Origin of the sequence: Micromonospora inaquosa (assembly GCF_003857055.1) — a bacterium.
GTDB classification, from domain to species: Bacteria; Actinomycetota; Actinomycetes; order Mycobacteriales; family Micromonosporaceae; genus Micromonospora; species Micromonospora inaquosa.
On the sequence record NZ_QGSZ01000270.1, the window covers coordinates 60,894 to 78,185 of the forward strand.

General features: G+C 70.7%; 13 protein-coding genes. 8 read left to right on the forward strand and 5 right to left on the reverse strand.

The window, feature by feature from the left end:
* Positions 1–137: 137 nt before the first annotated feature.
* The 3 genes from DLJ59_RS24830 to DLJ59_RS24840 all read right to left on the reverse strand — a co-directional run bounded on the left by DLJ59_RS24830 (position 138) and on the right by DLJ59_RS24840 (position 4,306).
* Complete coding sequence (locus DLJ59_RS24830) at positions 138–905, reverse strand: cellulose binding domain-containing protein (protein WP_124775008.1); 768 nt, start codon at positions 903–905, stop codon at positions 138–140.
* A gap of 238 nt (positions 906–1,143) precedes the next feature.
* Positions 1,144–2,733 carry a cellulase family glycosylhydrolase gene (locus DLJ59_RS24835; RefSeq protein ID WP_124775009.1) on the reverse strand — a complete coding sequence of 530 codons (1,590 nt, stop codon included), beginning with the start codon at positions 2,731–2,733 and terminating at the stop codon, positions 1,144–1,146.
* Positions 2,734–3,097: 364 nt separating this feature from the next.
* Entirely contained in the window at positions 3,098–4,306 is a 1,209-nt protein-coding gene (locus DLJ59_RS24840; protein ID WP_124775010.1) for a DUF349 domain-containing protein, read from the reverse strand.
* A gap of 150 nt (positions 4,307–4,456) precedes the next feature.
* Here DLJ59_RS24840 and DLJ59_RS24845 point away from each other — a divergent pair, with 150 nt between their 5' ends.
* Genes DLJ59_RS24845 through dapF form a run of 3 tightly spaced genes read left to right on the forward strand, consistent with a single transcriptional unit; the run spans position 4,457 to position 6,988 of the window.
* Positions 4,457–5,224 carry a class III extradiol ring-cleavage dioxygenase family protein gene (locus DLJ59_RS24845; RefSeq protein WP_124775011.1) on the forward strand — a complete coding sequence of 256 codons (768 nt, stop codon included), beginning with the start codon at positions 4,457–4,459 and terminating at the stop codon, positions 5,222–5,224.
* Positions 5,209–6,135, forward strand: a complete 927-nt coding sequence (gene miaA, locus DLJ59_RS24850) for a tRNA (adenosine(37)-N6)-dimethylallyltransferase MiaA (protein ID WP_244236212.1) — start codon at positions 5,209–5,211, stop codon at positions 6,133–6,135. Before DLJ59_RS24845 ends, miaA begins: the two co-directional genes overlap by 16 nt.
* A gap of 7 nt (positions 6,136–6,142) precedes the next feature.
* A complete protein-coding gene (gene dapF, locus DLJ59_RS24855; RefSeq protein ID WP_124775013.1) occupies positions 6,143–6,988 on the forward strand; it encodes a diaminopimelate epimerase in 846 nt (281 codons plus the stop codon).
* An 85-nt stretch (positions 6,989–7,073) separates the two neighbouring features.
* Here the strand turns inward: dapF and DLJ59_RS24860 are convergent, their stop codons facing one another.
* On the reverse strand, positions 7,074–8,540 hold the full coding sequence (locus DLJ59_RS24860) for an NAD-dependent malic enzyme (RefSeq protein ID WP_124775014.1): 1,467 nt from the start codon (positions 8,538–8,540) through the stop codon (positions 7,074–7,076).
* 183 nt (positions 8,541–8,723) lie between these two features.
* Here DLJ59_RS24860 and hflX point away from each other — a divergent pair, with 183 nt between their 5' ends.
* Both hflX and DLJ59_RS24870 read left to right on the forward strand, forming a co-directional pair.
* Positions 8,724–10,178 carry a GTPase HflX gene (gene hflX / locus DLJ59_RS24865; RefSeq protein ID WP_124775015.1) on the forward strand — a complete coding sequence of 485 codons (1,455 nt, stop codon included), beginning with the start codon at positions 8,724–8,726 and terminating at the stop codon, positions 10,176–10,178.
* A gap of 50 nt (positions 10,179–10,228) precedes the next feature.
* Positions 10,229–11,935: a hypothetical protein gene (locus tag DLJ59_RS24870; protein WP_124775016.1), complete on the forward strand. Its 1,707-nt coding sequence runs from the start codon at positions 10,229–10,231 to the stop codon at positions 11,933–11,935.
* A 74-nt stretch (positions 11,936–12,009) separates the two neighbouring features.
* On the opposite strand, the gene lexA is transcribed toward DLJ59_RS24870, so the two are convergent.
* Entirely contained in the window at positions 12,010–12,795 is a 786-nt protein-coding gene (gene lexA / locus DLJ59_RS24875; protein ID WP_030489395.1) for a transcriptional repressor LexA, read from the reverse strand.
* 539 nt (positions 12,796–13,334) lie between these two features.
* Here lexA and nrdR point away from each other — a divergent pair.
* From nrdR to DLJ59_RS24890, 3 genes are all read left to right on the forward strand, one after another.
* Positions 13,335–13,835 (forward strand): transcriptional regulator NrdR, encoded by a 501-nt coding sequence (gene nrdR / locus DLJ59_RS24880; RefSeq protein ID WP_091400542.1) that lies wholly within the window; start codon positions 13,335–13,337, stop codon positions 13,833–13,835.
* Positions 13,836–13,871: 36 nt separating this feature from the next.
* Positions 13,872–16,778: a vitamin B12-dependent ribonucleotide reductase gene (locus DLJ59_RS24885; protein WP_124775017.1), complete on the forward strand. Its 2,907-nt coding sequence runs from the start codon at positions 13,872–13,874 to the stop codon at positions 16,776–16,778.
* A 132-nt stretch (positions 16,779–16,910) separates the two neighbouring features.
* Positions 16,911–17,147 carry a DUF2188 domain-containing protein gene (locus tag DLJ59_RS24890; RefSeq protein WP_124775018.1) on the forward strand — a complete coding sequence of 79 codons (237 nt, stop codon included), beginning with the start codon at positions 16,911–16,913 and terminating at the stop codon, positions 17,145–17,147.
* Positions 17,148–17,292 lie beyond the last annotated feature (145 nt).

A 17,292-nucleotide genomic window follows, 5' to 3' on the forward strand; every position in this document is an offset into this window, starting at 1 on the left:
GACGGGCGCAGCTGTGGACGCTGACGTCACACCGCAGCTGATCCCCGGCCGTGCCGCCACCCCGACCCGCCACCCCGGACGCGGACCGGCCCGGCGCGGAGAGTGTCCTCCGCGCCGGGCCGTGGCATCAGGTCGGGTCAGGCGGGCACGCAGTCGGCCTGCACGCCCGGGCCGGTGCCGGTGCCCTGGAAGCCGAAGTTCGTCGACTGCCGGCCGGCGACCCGTCCGTTGTAGCTCACGTTGGTGAACTCGACGGTGCCGCTGGTGCCGCTGGCCTGGGCGTTCCAGGTGCCGCTGACTCCGGCGCCGCCGGGCAGCACGACGGTCACGGTCCAGCCGTTGATCTCCGACATGCCGGCGGTGACCGTCACGCTCGCGGTGAAGCCCCCGGCCCACTGGTTGATCGCGATCGACGCGTAGCAGCCGTCACCGGCCGGGGGCGGGCTGTTCGGCGGGGTGGGCGGCGGCGTGGTCGGCGTGGTGCTGCCGGTGCAGGCGACGTTGTTCAGGGTGAAGCTGCTCGGAGCCGGGTTGCTGGAGTTGTTCCAGCTCGCGTTGAAGCCGAACGTGGCGCTGCCGTTGGTCGCCAGGTTGCCGTTGTAGTCGACGTTGGTCGCGGAGACCTGGCTGCCGCTCTGCGAGGCGGTGGCACCCCACGCCTGGTTGACCTGCTGCCCGGCCCCGTACGACCAGCGCAGCGTCCACCCGGAGAGCGGGTCGCCGAGGTTGGTGACGGTGACGTTGCCGGTGAATCCGCCCGGCCACTGGCTGGCGACCGAGTAGGCCACCTGGCAGCCGGCGGCCGCCTGGGCGGACACGGAGGTCAGCAGCCCGGCGGTGACCAGGGTGGCGGTGGCTGCGGCGGTGGTGGCGATCAGCGTCATTCGACGCCGTCCTGTGCGCATGCTGCTTCCTTTCGATGAGGCGGACGGAGGTGTCGCGACGCCCATGCCCGTGGGCGGCGAGTCTCGGCCGGGACCAGTGGTCCTCGGGCCCGCCAGTGCAGGTTCGTGAAGGAAAGCGGCTCCCGCGCTCGCGCCCACCCGATGGAGAGGCAAGCGCTTTCCCGATGAAAGCATAGAAGAACCTTGATGTAAATGGCCGGGACGGCCGATGCGGTGCGCACCGGCCGTCCCGGGTGGTTCAGCAGCCGGTGCCGTTGAGTTTCACAGTGCCCGGCGCGCTGGCGGTGCCGTTGGCGGTGAAGCCCACGGTGACCGACCCGCCCGCCGGCAGCGACGGGGCGTGGCTCGGAGCGGCCGCGGTGACCGTCGTGCCGGACTGCGTGACCGTGGCGTTCCAGCCACTGCCCAGCGTCACCCCGGACGGCCAACTCCAGGTGACCGACCACGGGTTCACCGCGCCCGAGCCGGTGTTCTTCACGGTCAACTCACCCTGGAAGCCGCCCTGCCAGGCGTTGACCTGCCGGTAGGTGGCCGTGCAGGCGCCGGTTGCCGGATCCGTGGGCCCACCCGTCGGGCCATCGGTCGGCCCGCCCGTGCCGCCGGACGGCGCGATCAGGTACGGCTGCAGGATCGCCTGCTTGGCGGTGTTGATGTTGGTCCAGTCGTCCAGCGCGATGCCGCCGGTGTCACCCGAGTTGGGGTTCCACGACCAGTAGGTGAAGGACATCCCGGTCACCCCGGTCCCGGTGTACGCCATCAGCTTCTCCAGCCACACCTTGTCCTTCGGATCGACCAGGGTGCTGCCGAACTCGCCCATCATGATCGGCGCGATGTTCTGCTTGTAGAGGTAACCGAAGTACTTGTCCCAGATGGCCGGCATGTTCGCCGGGTAGTCCGGAGCGTCGAACCAGGTCTGCCGGTACACCGAGGTGGCGTACTCGTGCGGCGAGTAGACCAGCCGGTTCGCCACGTTCAGCCGTACCGGGAACTGGCCGGCCTTCGACAGGTTGCCGCCCCACCAACCGCAGTCCTCGTCGTTGCTCGGGTCGTTGTCCCAGACGTTGGAGAGGCCGCCACTCGGGCAGCTCACCCCCTCCACGAAGATCAACCAGTTGGGTTGGACGCCGAGGATGGCGTTCCCGGCCCGCTCGGCGGCGAGCCGCCAGTCCCGGGTGGTGTCGCCGCAACCCCAGCACGCGCCGGTGGCCGCCGGGTTGGTGCCCTCCGCGTGCGGCTCGTTGTGCAGGTCCGCGCCGATCACCGTCGGGTTGCCCGCGTACCGCTGGGCGAGCATCTTCCAGTCGTTGATCCAGGTCGCCTCGGAGACCGTCGAGGTGTACCAGAGCGGCGACTGACCGGCCGACGTCGGCCGGTGCCGGTCCAGGATGATCCGCATCCCCTTGCTGCCGGCGTAGTCGATCACCTTGTCCAGGATCTGCAACGGCGACAGCCCGATCAGGTCCGGGTTGACGAAGTCGTTGATCCCGGTGGCGGTAGCGCCCGCCTTGAGCGCGTCGTTCGAGTACGGCACCCGCAACGTGTTGTAACCCAGCCGGGCCATCGTGTCGAGCTGCCCCTTCCACGGGTTGCTCGACCACAACCCGTGGAAGGTCTTGTTGTCGGTCTCCATGCCGAACCAGTTGATGCCGGTCAGCCGGACCGTGGTGCCGGTGCTGTCCACGATCTGGTTGCCGCTGGTGTGCAGATAACCGGTACCGGTGCCAGCGGCAACGGCCGGGCTGGTGCTGACGGCGGCGGCGATGAACACGCCGGCCGCGACGGTGGCGAGCGCAGTGAGCGCGCCGCCGAGAGCTTTGGGACGGAACATTCGAGCTCCACTTCGGAGGTCCGGCGCCGTCCAGAGAACGACGCCGGCGGGCGGCCGCGCGCACGTCACGGTCCCTCAGGGGTACGCGGACAGTGCGCGACGGCCCAGGTCACGCGGACGTGGTCACTCGCGGAAGCACACCGGCGACCCGCGACGGCGGTTGCTCCGCCTTCGACGCCCTCGTGCCGGTGGCCCTAGCTGGCTCCGTCGCTCATTCTGATCAGGTCACGTCGATGCGTCAACCTGGCCCGACGCGCCACGCCCACCGCCCCCGCGCCTGCGGCTGGGCGAGGCGGCGCGCCTGGGCCGGACACGCGGGAGCCCTCGGCCCCAGAAGGGACCGAGGGCTCCGGACGTCGTCAGCTCAGCCGGCCTGCTCGGCGAGCTGGAGGAACTGCCGCTTGGAGGCGAGGGCCTGCTCAGCCTCCTTGATCCGGCGTGCGTCCCCGGCGCTCTGCGCCCGGGCCAGCCGGTCCTCGGCCTCCGCCACCTGCGCCCGCATCTGGGCGAGCAGCGGGTTGTCCTCCTTGGTGGTGCGGCGCCACGCCGAGTCCATCACGTCACGGACCTTGTCGTCGATGGCGCGCAGGCGGCGCTCCAGCCCGGCCGCCGCCTCGCGGGGCACCCGCCCGGCCTCGTGCCACTGGGCCTGGATCTCCCGCAGCTTGGCCTGGGCACCCTTCGGGTCGGCGTCGATGTCCAACGCCTCGGCCTCGGCGAGCAGAGCCTGCTTGCGCTCCAGGTTGCCGCGCTGCTCGTTGTCCCGCGCGGAGAAGACCTCGCTGCGCCGGCTGAAGAACGCGTCCTGGGCACCCCGGAACCGTTCCCAGAGCTTCTGCTCGGCCTCCTTGGAGGCACGCGGAGCGGCCTTCCACTGGGTCATCAGGTCCTTGAGCTGGTTGGCCGTTGCGGCCCAGTCGGTGGAGTCCTGGAGCTTCTCCGCTTCGGCGACCAGCTCCTCCTTGACCGTCTGCGCCTGCTTGCGCTGCGAGTCCAGGGAGGCGAAGTGGGCGCCGCGGCGGCGGGTGAAGCCGTCCCGGGCGGCGGCGAACCGCTTCCACAGCTCACCGTCGGCCTTCTTGTCGACCCCGCGGATCGTCTTCCACTCGTCGAGGATCTCCTTGAGCCGGTCCCCGGCGGTCTTCCACCCGGTGGATTCGGCGGCCAGTTTCTCGGCCTCCTCGACCAGGGCGGTCTTGCGGGCCAGGGCCTCGCCGCGCGCGGCGTCCCGGGCGGCGCGCGCTTCGCCGGCCTTCTCCTCGGCGAGCGTCGCCAGCTTGTCCAGGCGTGCGGCCAGCGCGTCGATGTCGCCGACCACGTTGGCCTCGGGCAGCGTCGCGCGGATCCGTCGGATCGTGCTCAACGAGTGCCCGGCGTCCGCCGCACCCGACTTGAGCCGCGCCTCGGTCAGATCCACCTCGGTCACCAGATCGGCGAAGCGACGTGCGAAATGTGCCAGGCCTTCCTCCGGTGCTCCCGCCTGCCAGGATCCGACCACCCGCTCGCCCTCAGTGGTCTTGACGTACACGGTGCCGTCCGCGTCCACCCGTCCGAAGGCAGTCCAGTCGCTCATGTGCCCATCCTCGTTCTCCCGGCGTCGAGGGATCGATCCCCCGTCGCCGCCACGGCGCAGCCAAGTTGCTTCCGGCATTGTCACAGGTCCGACCCGGTCCCCGTCGAGCGCCTATCGCCGACCGTGACCATACGGTGTCCTACGGACCGAATGACCGGATCGGCGCGGAGACGCACCGGGGATTCCCGCTACGGTGACAGGGTGCCACTGGTCGCCGCCGCCGTCTGCCCGCATCCGCCCCTGCTCGTGCCCGAGGTGGCCGGCTCCGCGGCCCCGGAGCTGGACGGTCTGCGGGCGGCCTGTGACACCGCCGTACGCCGGCTGTTGACCAGCGAACCGGACATCGTGGTGCTGCTGGGCACCGGCCCGGTGACCGGCCCGATCCGCACCCCGGCCACCGGCTCCCTCCAGCCCTGGGGTGTCGACCTGGACGTGCCGCTGCTGCCCGGCCAGCCGGACCGGGGCGCGGTGCTGCCGTTGAGCCTGACCATCGGCGCGTGGCTGCTGGCCCGCCACGACCTCCGAGCGCCGGTCACCGCCGTGCAGGTGGTCGCCGACGCCGGCCCGGCCGAGCTGGCCGCGCTCGCCGACGAGGTGGGCGCCGCGGGCGACCGGGTGGCGTCGCTGGTGCTCGGGGACGGGTCGGCCTGCCGGGGAGAGAAAGCGCCCGGGTACGACGACGCGCGCGCCCTCCCGTACGACCAGGGGGTTGCCGCGGCGCTGGCCGACGCGGACCTGGACGCGCTGCTCGACCTCGACCCGGTGGTGTCGGCGGAGCTGAAGGCCGCCGGTCGCGCCCCCTGGCAGGTGCTCGCCGGCGCGGCCCGCGCGGCCGGCGGAGGGTGGCGCGGCGAGTTGCTGCACGACAGCGCCCCCTACGGCGTGGCCTACTTTGTGGCGTCCTGGGAGCGGATGTGAGCAGCGGTACGGTCGTCGCGGTGGTCGGCCCGACGGCGGCCGGCAAGTCGGCGCTGAGCATCGCGTTGGCGCACGCCCTCGACGGGGAGGTGGTCAACGCCGACTCGATGCAGCTCTACCGGGGCATGGACATCGGCACCGCCAAGCTGACAGTCGCCGAGCGGGACGGTGTGCCGCATCACCTGCTGGACATCTGGGAGGTCACCGAGCCGGCGAGCGTCGCGGAGTACCAGCGACTGGCCCGCGCGGCGGTGGACGACATCCTGGCCCGGGGGCGGGTGCCGCTGCTGGTCGGCGGCTCCGGGCTGTACGTGCGGGCGGTGCTGGAGCGCTTCGAGTTCCCCGGCACCGACGCGGCATTGCGGGAGCGCCTGGAACGGGAGTTGGCCGAGGTCGGCCCGGCTCCGCTGTACGCGCGGCTGCGGGCCGCCGACCCGGTGGCCGCCGAGGGCATCCTGCCCGGCAACGGTCGGCGGATCGTGCGGGCCCTGGAGGTCATCGAGCTCACCGGTGCGCCGTTCGCCGCCTCGCTGCCGCAGCCCACGCCGTACTACCCGTCGGTGCAGCTCGGCGTCGACCTGGACACGGGCGTGCTGGACGAGCGGATCGCGCTGCGGGTGGACCGGATGTGGGCCGACGGTCTGGTGTCGGAGACCCGCGAACTGGTCGGGCGCGGGCTGCCCGAGGGGCGTACGGCGAGTCGGGCCCTCGGCTACCAGCAGGTGCTGCGGATGCTCGCCGGTGAGCTGACCGAGGCGCAGGCGCACGACGAGACGGTCCGGGCCACCCGGCGCTTCGTCCGCCGGCAGCGGTCCTGGTTCCGGCGTGACCCGCGGATCCACTGGTTGAACTCGACGGAGCCGGACCTGATCGGGGCCGCCCTGCGTCTGGTGCCGGCTGTTGCGCGATGATGGGGGAGTGGAGTTCACCAAGGGCCACGGCACCGGCAACGACTTCGTCATCCTTCCCGACCCGGACGGTCAGCTCGACCTGACCCCGGAGCTGGTCGCGGCGCTCTGCGACCGACGTCGGGGCATCGGCGCGGACGGCGTGCTGCGGGTGGTCCGCGCGGCCAAGCACCCGGACGGCGCGGCTCAGGCCGGCGAGGCCGAGTGGTTCATGGATTACTGGAACGCCGACGGTTCGTTCGCCGAGATGTGCGGCAACGGTGCCCGGGTCTTCGTGCGCTACCTGCTCGACACCGGGTTGGTCACGCCCGCCGGTGCGGCGCTGCCGGTGGCCACCCGGGCCGGCGTCGTGCGCGCGCTGGTCGAGGGCGACGCCGTGTCCGTCGAGATGCGCCGCCCCCAGGTGTACGACGACTCCACCGCCACCCTCGGCGGGCTGACTCTGGCCGGCACGGTGGTGGACGTCGGCAACCCGCACCTGGTCTGCGTCCTGCCGGCCGGGGTGGAGCTGTCCGCGCTGGACCTGACCGTCGCGCCCGGGTTCGACCCCACGGTCTTCCCGACCGGGGTGAACGTGGAGTTCATCGTGGCGGGCGATTCGGTCGACGGCACCGACGAGCACACGGTGATGCGGGTGTACGAGCGCGGCAGCGCCGAGACCCTGTCCTGCGGCACGGGTGCCTGCGCGGTGGGCGCGGTGGCCCTGCGCGACCTCGGCCGGGACACCGGCGTGGTAGCCGTCGACGTGCCGGGCGGCCGCGTGACTGTCACGGTGACCGAGACCTCCTGCTGGCTCTCCGGACCCGCCGTCCTGGTGGCCACCGGCGAACTGAACCCGGCAGCCTTCCGCCCCTGACGCCCAACTGTGTTGATCAAGAGGTTTGCGTCAGAGTCAGCGCGGATTCTGACGCAAACCTCTTGATCAACGAGGGTTGCCCCCGTTACGGGGTTGCGCTGGCGTTGGCCGCGATCTCGGGGAGGTCGGCCGGGCCGGGGTCGGCGGCCGGCAGCGGGCTGGGGTTGTGCGCGGCGGCGCGGACGGCGGCGGCGACCGCCGGGGCGACCCGGGAGTCGAAGACGCTCGGCACGATCACCGTCGGGTTGATCTTGTCTTCCCCGACCACGTCCGCGATGGCCTGGGCGGCCGCGAGGGCCATCTCCTCGGTGAACTCCTCGGCGTGCGCGTCCAGCATGCCGCGGAACACCCCGGGGAAGGCGAGCACGTTGTTGATCTGGTTCGGCTGGTCCGAGCGACCGGTGGCGACCACGGCGGCGTACTTGCGCGCCTCCCGCGGGTCGACCTCCGGGTCCGGGTTCGCGAGGGCGAAGACGATCGAGTCCTTCGCCATCTGCGCGATGTCCTCGCCGGTGAGCAGGTTCGGCGCGCTCACCCCGATGAACACGTCGGCACCCCGGATCGCACCGGGCAGGTCCCCGGAGTAGTTCTCCTTGTTGGTGTTCTCCGCCAGCCACTGCCACGCCGAGTTCAGCCCGGTCAGCCCACGGTGCAGGGCGCCCTGCCGGTCGTACGCGATGATGTCGCCGACGCCCTGGCGCAGCAGCAGCTTCATGATCGCGGTGCCGGCCGCGCCGGCTCCGGAGACGACCACCCGGACGTCCTCCAACTGCTTGCCCACCACCCGCAGCGCGTTGGTCAGCGCGGCAAGCACGCAGATCGCGGTGCCGTGCTGGTCGTCGTGGAACACCGGGATGTCCAGCGCCTCGCGCAGCCGGGCCTCGATCTCGAAGCAGCGCGGCGCGGCGATGTCCTCCAGGTTGATCCCGCCGTACGCGGGCGCGATCGCCTTGACGATCTGCACGATCTCGTCGGTGTCCTGGGTGTCCAGCACCACCGGCCAGGCGTCCACCCCGCCGAAGCGCTTGAACAGCGCGGCCTTGCCCTCCATCACCGGCAGCGACGCGGCCGGGCCGAGGTTGCCCAGGCCGAGCACCGCCGAACCGTCACTGACCACCGCGACGGTGTTGCGCTTGATGGTCAGTCGCCGGGCGTCGGCCGGGTTCTCGGCGATCGCCATGCAGACCCGGGCCACCCCCGGGGTGTACGCGCGGGACAGCTCGTCGCGGTTGCGCAGCGCGACCTTCGAGGTCACCTCGATCTTGCCGCCCAGGTGCAGCAGGAACGTCCGGTCCGACACCTTGCGCACGTCCACGCCGTCGAGCGCGGTCAACGCGTCGACCACCTGGTCGGCGTGCCCGGCGTCGGCGGTGTCGCAGGTCAGGTCGACGATCACGTTGGTCGGGTCCGAATCCACCACGTCCAGCGCCGTGACGATCGCCCCGGCCTCGCCGACGGAGGTGGTGAGTCGGCCGATCGAGGAGGCGTCCGCGGTGACGGCGATCCGGATGGTGATCGAAAATCCGGCGCTGGGCAGTCGGGTGATGGCCACGGGATCCCTCCGTAACGGCTGTGCGGCCAGTCGGCCGCCGTCCGCATTTCTACCGGGTTGTCGCAGCCGACCGGCATTCGCCCCCACTTTTGGCGACCTTCACCATGGGCATATAGCAGATGCGTTCGGCGTTGCGTCATGTCAGGATTACGTTCTACTTATCAAAACGGACAGGAGAACCGCTTGCGAGACCAGGAGAGCTTTGTCCCCGTCGAGGACGAGCTCGACGACGTCACCACCGGCGAGATGGAGCTGTCGGAGCGACAGTCCCTCCGACGCGTCCCGGGCCTGTCAACCGAGCTCACCGACGTCACCGAGGTGGAATACCGCCAGCTGCGGCTGGAGCGGGTCGTCCTGGTGGGCGTCTGGACCGAAGGCACGGCCACCGACGCGGAAAACTCACTGACCGAGCTCGCCGCGCTGGCCGAGACCGCCGGCTCGCAGGTGCTCGAAGGGCTCATCCAGCGTCGCACCCGACCCGACCCGGCCACGTACATCGGCCGCGGCAAGGTCGACGACCTCAGCGCGGTGGTGCTCTCCACCGGCGCCGACACTGTCATCTGTGACGGTGAGCTGTCCCCGTCGCAGCTGCGCAACCTGGAGCAGCGCACCAAGGTCAAGGTCGTCGACCGCACGGCGCTGATCCTCGACATCTTCGCTCAGCACGCCAAGAGCAAGGAAGGTAAGGCGCAGGTCGAGCTGGCCCAGCTCGAATACCTGCTGCCCCGGCTGCGCGGTTGGGGTGAGACGCTCTCCCGGCAGACCGGTGGTTCCGGCCGGGGCGGCGGCGCCGGCGGCGGTGTGGGTGTTCGTGGTCCCGGTGAGACCAAGCTGGAGACCGACCGGCGGCGCATCCGGCACCGCATCTCGCGGCTGCGTCGCGAGATCAAGAGCATGAAGACGGTACGCGTGACCAAGCGCGCCCGGCGCTCCCGCAACTCCGTTCCCGCCGTCGCCATCGCCGGCTACACCAACGCCGGCAAGTCCAGCCTGCTCAACCGGCTCACCGGCGCGGGCGTGCTGGTGGAGAACGCGCTGTTCGCGACGCTGGACCCGACGACCCGCAAGGCCACCACCTCCGACGGACGGCTCTACACCCTCTCCGACACCGTCGGCTTCGTCCGGCACCTGCCGCACCAGATCGTCGAGGCGTTCCGCTCGACGCTGGAGGAGGTCGCGGAGGCGGATCTGGTGGTGCACGTCGTCGACGGCACCCACCCGGATCCGGAGGAGCAGGTCCGGGCGGTGCATGAGGTGCTCGCCGAGGTGGGCGCGGACCGGCTGCCTGAGCTGTTGGTGGTCAACAAGACCGACGCGGCCGACGAGGACACTCTGCTGCGGCTCAAGCGGCTCTGGCCGGACGCGATCTTCGTGTCCGCGTACTCCGGGCGGGGCATGGACGAGCTGCGCGCGGCGATCGAGGAGCGGCTGCCGAGCCCGGCCGTGGAGGTCCGGGCCGTGCTGCCGTACGACCGGGGCGACCTGGTGGCTCGGGCGCACCGCACGGGTGAGGTGCTCAGCACGGCGCACCTGCCGGAGGGCACCCTGCTACACGTCCGCGTCGGCGCGGAGTTGGCAGCGGAGCTGGCGGCGTTCGACGTGGAGCGGCAGGAGCAGGCGGCCGGCAGCCGGTCCTGACCGGCCACGGCGTCATCCATCGGAAACGCGCGGCATGCGACACTGGCCGAATGCGCCGCGTTGTTTCCTCGGTCACGGTTGCCCTCGGCCTGCTTGGGGCAACCGTGGCGCTCGCCGGAGTCGCCGCAGCGGCTCCCGCCCCTGGGTCGTCCGGCCCGCCCGCCGCCAACCCCGGCCAGAAGCGGTGCACGATCGCCGACGAGCGCCTACGGGAGCTGTCCGGGCTGGTCGCCACCAAGACCGGCTTCATCGTCATCAACGACGGCACCGAGGTCGCGGCACGCAAGCGGATCTTCTTCCTCGACAGCAAGTGCAAGATCGCGAAGGAGCCGGTCCGCTACTCGGGGCAGGGTCCGTTCGACACCGAGGATCTCGCCCTGTCCAAGGACGGCCGCACCCTCTGGATCGCCGACACCGGTGACAATCCCGACTCGAAGGAGCGTCGTAGCCGCGTCGCGCTCTGGTCGATGCCGGTCACGGGTTCCAACCAGCCGACGCTGCACCGGCTCTCCTACCCCGAGTCGAAGCCGCACGACGCCGAGGCGCTGCTCATCGGCGACGACGGGAAGCCGCTGATCATCACCAAGGTGACCAGCGGGAAGGCCGAGATCTACACACCGTCGGCGGCCCTGAAGAGCGGGGACACCGACCCGGTGCCGCTGCAGAAGGCCGGCGAGTTCACGCTGCCGAAGACCCAAACGGAGAACCCCCTCAACACGTTCGGCCGGATCGCCGTCACCGGCGCGTCCCGGACCGCGGACGGTTCCCGGGTGGTCCTGCGCACCTACGCGGACGCTTTCGAGTTCGACGTGAGCGGTGGCGACATCGTGGCCGCGCTCACCACCGGCAAGCCGCGGGTGACGCCGCTGGCCGACCCGTTCGGCGAGGCCATCAGCTACACCGCGGACGGGAAGGCGTTCCTGACCGTCTCCGAGGCGGGCCGGTTCAGCGAGGATGAGCCGCTTGACATCCTCAGTTACACCCCGTCCACGTCGACCGCCGTGCCGTTGGCCCCGGAGGAGGGCGCCGAGCCGGCCGCCTCGAAATCCTGGACCGACGGGTTGAGCCTCGACGACATCACCTACCTGGTCGGGGCGGTCGGGCTGCTCGGCCTGCTGCTGGTCGGCACCGGCATCCTCGGCATCCTTCGCGCCCGCCGTCGCCCGCCGACCGCTGACCCGTCCGACACCGCGGAGCCGGATGGCGAGCCGTTTGGGCCGCGCGGTGGCCGTGCCGTCGACGGGTTCCCGGCCGATGACGACCGCAGGGGTGGTGTCTACGGGGGGGCCGCACCGGCTGGCGGCGCGGTCTACGGGGGTGGCGCGGGTCGCGGCGGCCCGGCCCCGGCGGGTGGTGCCGTGTACGGCGGTGGCCCCCGGCCGGCCCCGGCTGACGGTGGCTACGGTGCGCCGCGACCGGACGGCGGCGGTGCTGGTGTGTACGGCGGCGGCGGACATCCCCCGGCTGGCGGTGGCGGTCGGCCACCGGCGGGCGGCGGTCGGCCCCCGGCTGGTGGCGGTCGCCCGCACAGCGGCGGCGGTCGTCCGCAGGGGGCGGGCGGTGGTCGTCCTGGCGGTGGTGTCTACGGCGGTGACGGCGGTCAACCCGGTCGCGCGGAGCCGCCTCGGCGCGGTGGGCAGGAGCCCGGCTACCGGGGTCAGCGGCCCGGTCGCCGACGCGACGACGACGATGCGCCCATCGACCCGTACGGGCAGTATCCCGGTGGCGGTCGCGGTCACCGGGGCGATCGCTACTGATTGGCGCTGAGGCGCTCATCCGCCCTGTGACGAGCGGTGCGGGTGAGCGCTGTCGGCACCCACCCGCCGATCGGTCAGATCCGGCGTAGCACCGCCACGACCCGGCCCATGATGGTGGCGTCATCGCCGGGAATCGGGTCGAAGGCTGGGTTCTGCGGCATCAGCCAGACGTGCCCGTCGCGCCGCCGGTAGGTCTTGACGGTCGCCTCGCCGTCGAGCATCGCGGCCACGATCTCGCCGGAGTCGGCGGTCGGCTGCTGCCGGACGACCACCCAGTCGCCGTCGCAGATCGCCGCGTCGAGCATCGAGTCGCCCTTGACCTGGAGCATGAAGACCTCGCCCTCACCGACCAGCTCGCGGGGGAGCGGGAAGATGTCCTCCACGGCCTGCTCGGCGAGGATCGGCCCACCGGCGGCGATCCGACCGAGCATCGGCACGTACGCCGGAGTCGGTCGCTGTGCCCTCGACAGCTCATCGTCGATCGCCTCGCTGGGGGCGCGGACGTCCACCGCGCGCGGCCGGTTCGGGTCGCGGCGCAGGAAGCCCTTCTTTTCCAGCTCCTTGAGCTGGTAGGCGACGCTGGACGGCGACACCAGGCCGACCGCCTCGCCGATCTCCCGGACGCTCGGCGGGTAGCCGTGGCGCTCCACCCAGTTGCGGATGAACTCCAGGATGCGGCGCTGGCGGGCGGTCAGGTCGACCGTCGCCGGGTCGGGGAAGGCGCTGACCACCGGGGTGACCGGGCGCACGGCGGGCTGGCCCGTCCGGCTGCGCGCGGCGCTGCGGCGTCGGGTGGCCGGCGGACCCGCCTCGGTGATCTGCTGCGGGCTCTTCGGCCGGCTGGCCCGGTCCTCGGTCACGTCCGTCCTCCCTGGTCGGCGCTGGGTGCCTCGTCGGCTCGTGGTGCGTGCGGTGGTGCCACGTTGTTCATGACCGTATAGGTGAGATCAGTCATTTTCAAACATCTGTACGACCTCTCACCGGCGTGTCGGGGTGAAAAAGCACTCCCGTCGTACGGATGTTCTGATAAATGGTACGTCAGGTAGTACTGGTGTTCGATCATCGACCGATTTTCCGGCCAGGTTCGGCCGGCTGGCCGGTAACCCGGGCGGGGTCGTGGCGTTGGGTCTTCGGGCGAGTTGCCGGGCGTGGATGGCCGGATGCTCCGTGACGCGCCGGACACGCCAGCCAACTTGACCCGGCTTCCCCGGCGACATACGGTCGACCCCTAGATGTAGTAGTGACACGGGCGTAAGTTGCCTACAGGTTGGGTCTGACTACCGACCGCACTCCCGTAACGTCGATCACGGCGGCGTCATCCGAGGATGGCACCGTCGCGGTGAGTCGTGCCCGGGGGTGTCCGGTGTGCTCGCAGTTGATCATTTTTAGGAGGTGGGCGATGCGGTGTCCGTACTGCCGGCACGCTGACTCTCGGGTGGTCGACTCGCGGGAGGCCGACGACGGCCAGCTCATCCGGCGGCGACGTTCCTGCCCGGAGTGCGGCAAGCGGTTCACCACCGTCGAGGAGGCGGTCCTCGCGGTCGTCAAACGCAGCGGGGTGACCGAGCCGTTCAGTCGCACGAAGATCATCGGCGGGGTGCGTAAGGCGTGCCAGGGCCGGCCGGTGGACGACGACTCGCTCGCGCTGCTCGCGCAGCGGGTGGAGGAGACGGTCCGGGCCAAGGGGGCCGCCGAGATCCCCAGCCACGACGTGGGCCTGGCGATCCTGGGTCCACTGCGCGACCTGGACGAGATCGCCTACCTGCGGTTCGCCAGCGTCTACCGCTCGTTCGACTCGCTCGCCGACTTCGAGCGCGAGATCGAGACGTTGCGGGCCGCGGCGCGAGCCCGGGAGCAGGGCCGGGCCGATGCGGTTGAGGCCGCCGGCCGTACCAGCTGAGTCTTCACACAGTTTTTCAAGAGATTGGGACGCGCGGTGGGGCACCGCGCAGACGAGGGGGGCGACGGCGTGACAACTAGCCGTTCACGAAGCAAGGCAGGCGCGGGGCTGAAGATCGAGCGGGTGTGGACGACCGAGGGGGTCCACCCGTACGACGAGGTGTCCTGGGAGCGCCGTGACGTCGTGATGACGAACTGGCGGGACGGCTCGATCAACTTCGAGCAGCGTGGGGTGGAGTTCCCGGAGTCGTGGAGCGTCAACGCCGCCAACATCGTCACCACCAAGTACTTCCGGGGCGCGGTGGGGACCCCGGAGCGGGAGTGGTCGCTCAAGCAGCTGATCGACCGGGTGGTCGGCACCTACCGCACGGCCGGTGAGGAGTACGGCTACTTCGCCAGCCCGGCCGACGCAGAGGTCTTCGCGCACGAGCTGACCTGGATGCTGCTGAACCAGGTGTTCAGCTTCAACTCGCCGGTCTGGTTCAACGTCGGCACGCCGTCGCCGCAGCAGGTCAGCGCGTGCTTCATCCTGGCCGTCGACGACTCGATGGACTCGATCCTCGACTGGTACAAGGAAGAGGGGCTGATCTTCAAGGGCGGCTCCGGCTCCGGCGTCAACCTCTCGCGGATCCGCTCGTCCCGCGAGCTGCTCTCCTCCGGGGGCAACGCCTCCGGCCCGGTCAGCTTCATGCGCGGCGCGGACGCCTCGGCCGGCACCATCAAGTCCGGCGGCGCGACCCGTCGGGCGGCCAAGATGGTCATCCTCGACGTCGACCACCCGGACATCCAGGAGTTCGTGGTCACCAAGGCGCGCGAGGAAGACAAGATCCGCGCGCTGCGCGACGCCGGGTTCGACATGGACCTCGGTGGCTCCGACATCGTCAGCGTCCAGTACCAGAACGCCAACAACTCGGTTCGGGTCTCCGACGAGTTCATGTCGGCGGTGGAGAACGGCAAGGGCTTCGACCTGCGCGGCCGGCTGGACGGCTCGGTGATCGAGACCGTCGACGCCAAGAACCTGTTCCGTTCCATCGCCCAGGCCGCCTGGGAGTGCGCCGACCCCGGTCTGCAGTACGACGACACGATCAACGACTGGCACACCTGCCCGGAGACCGGGCGGATCACCGCCTCGAACCCGTGCTCGGAGTACCTGCACCTGGACAACTCCTCGTGCAACCTGGCGTCGCTCAACCTGATGAAGTTCCTCCGCGCCGACGGTGGCTTCGAGGTGGAGAAGTTCGTCAAGTCCGTCGAGTTCGTCATCACCGCGATGGACATCTCGATCTGCTTCGCGGACTTCCCGACCGAGAAGATCGGTGAGACGTCCCGCGCCTACCGGCAGCTCGGCATCGGCTACGCCAACCTCGGCGCCCTGCTGATGGCCACCGGCCTGCCGTACGACTCGGACCAGGGCCGCTCGGTCGCCGCTGCGATCACCTCGCTGATGACCGGCACCGCCTACCGCCGCTCGGCCGAGCTGGCCGGCGTCGTCGGCCCGTACGACGGCTACGCCCGCAACGCCGAGCCGCACAAGCGGGTCATGCGCAAGCACGCCGCGGCCAACGACGAGATCAAGCCGACCAGCCCGGTGGCCACCGCGATCGTCCGCGAGGCGACCAAGCAGTGGACCCAGGGCAACAAGATCGGTGACAAGTTCGGGTGGCGCAACGCGCAGGCGAGCGTCCTCGCCCCGACCGGCACGATCGGCTTCATGATGGACTGCGACACGACCGGCGTGGAGCCGGACCTGGCGCTGGTCAAGTTCAAGAAGCTGGTCGGCGGCGGCTCGATGCAGATCGTCAATCAGACGGTTCCGCGCGCCCTGCGCAGCCTCGGCTACCCCGAGGAGCAGGTCGAGGCGATCGTCGAGCACATCGCCGACCACGGCCACGTGGTGGACGCCCCCGGCCTCAAGCCGGAGCACTACCCGGTCTTCGACTGCGCCATGGGGGAGCGGACGATCGCCCCGATGGGTCACGTGCGGATGATGGCGGCCATCCAGCCGTTCGTCTCCGGCGCGATCTCCAAGACGGTCAACATGCCGGAGGCGGCCACCGTCGAGGACGTCGAGAAGATCTACTTCGAGGGTTGGAAGCTCGGCCTCAAGGCGCTCGCGATCTACCGGGACAACTGCAAGGTCGGCCAGCCGCTCTCGGTGGCGAAGTCCAACAAGGCCACCGAGCCGGCCGCCGTCGAGACCGCAGCGGCCGCGCCGGCCGCCGTGGAGAAGGTCATCGAGTACCGGCCGGTGCGTAAGCGCCTGCCGAAGAAGCGCCCGTCCGAGACGGTCAGCTTCTCCGTCGGCGGTGCCGAGGGCTACCTGACCGCGTCGTCCTACCCGGACGACGGCCTCGGTGAGGTCTTCCTGAAGATGTCCAAGCAGGGCTCGACCCTGGCCGGCGTGATGGACGCCTTCTCGGTGGCCATCAGCATCGGCCTCCAGTACGGCGTGCCGCTGGAGACGTTCGTCAGCAAGTTCACCAACATGCGCTTCGAGCCGGCCGGCATGACCGACGACCCGGACGTGCGGATGGCGGCCTCGGTGATGGACTACATCTTCCGTCGCCTGGCGCTGGACTTCCTGCCCTACGAGCGCCGCGCCGAGCTGGGCATCTTCACCGCCTCGGAGCGGGCCGCCCAGCTGCGGGCCGAGGCCGACGCGGAGGCCGCCGCCGTCACCGGCGTCGAGCTCACCGCGATGGCGTCGTCCGCGCCGGTGGAGATCCCGGCCAAGCCGGAGGCCGTCGCCCAGCCGGCCCAGGAGATGGCCGACGTGGCCGCCGCCAAGCCGGCTCCGAGCGTGGGTTCCAGCACCGAACTGCTGGAGGCCGTGATCGGCAAGGCCGCCGACGCGCCGCTGTGCTTCACCTGCGGTACGAAGATGCGCCCCGCCGGTAGCTGCTACGTCTGCGAGGGCTGCGGCTCCACCAGCGGCTGCAGCTGATATAAGCAACGAGCCCCGGGCGTTGGCGCGCCTGGGGCTCGTGAGCCGGGAGAGCCCGACCTGATTGCTGCAGGACGGATCTTCGCTCTTCCCGGCCGATTCCGCAAATTAATCGAGAAGGGCAGGGAAGAGATGGCGAAGCCAGGCAAGCCTGTACACGTCGTCCCACACGACGACGGATGGGCCGTGCGGCGGGAGGGCAGCGAGAGGGCATCCTCGGTACACGGTACTCAAGCCGAGGCGGAACGGCAGGGCCGGACGGCAGCCCGGGCGAGCGAGACGGAGTTTTACCTGCACAATCGCCTCGGGCAGATTCGCGCGCGTGACAGTTACGGAAACGACCCGAATCCGCCCAAGGACAAGGACTAGTTGCAACGCCGTTCAGTTAGGGCTTGCAGATCATTAACACGCCATCTTGATCTCTGGCGGTGTGGTGATGCCTTGTGCGGTCGCGAGGTCGTTGAGGTCGTTGAGTGTGGCGAGCCGGTGTGGGTTGGGCCGGATGGTGTGTCCT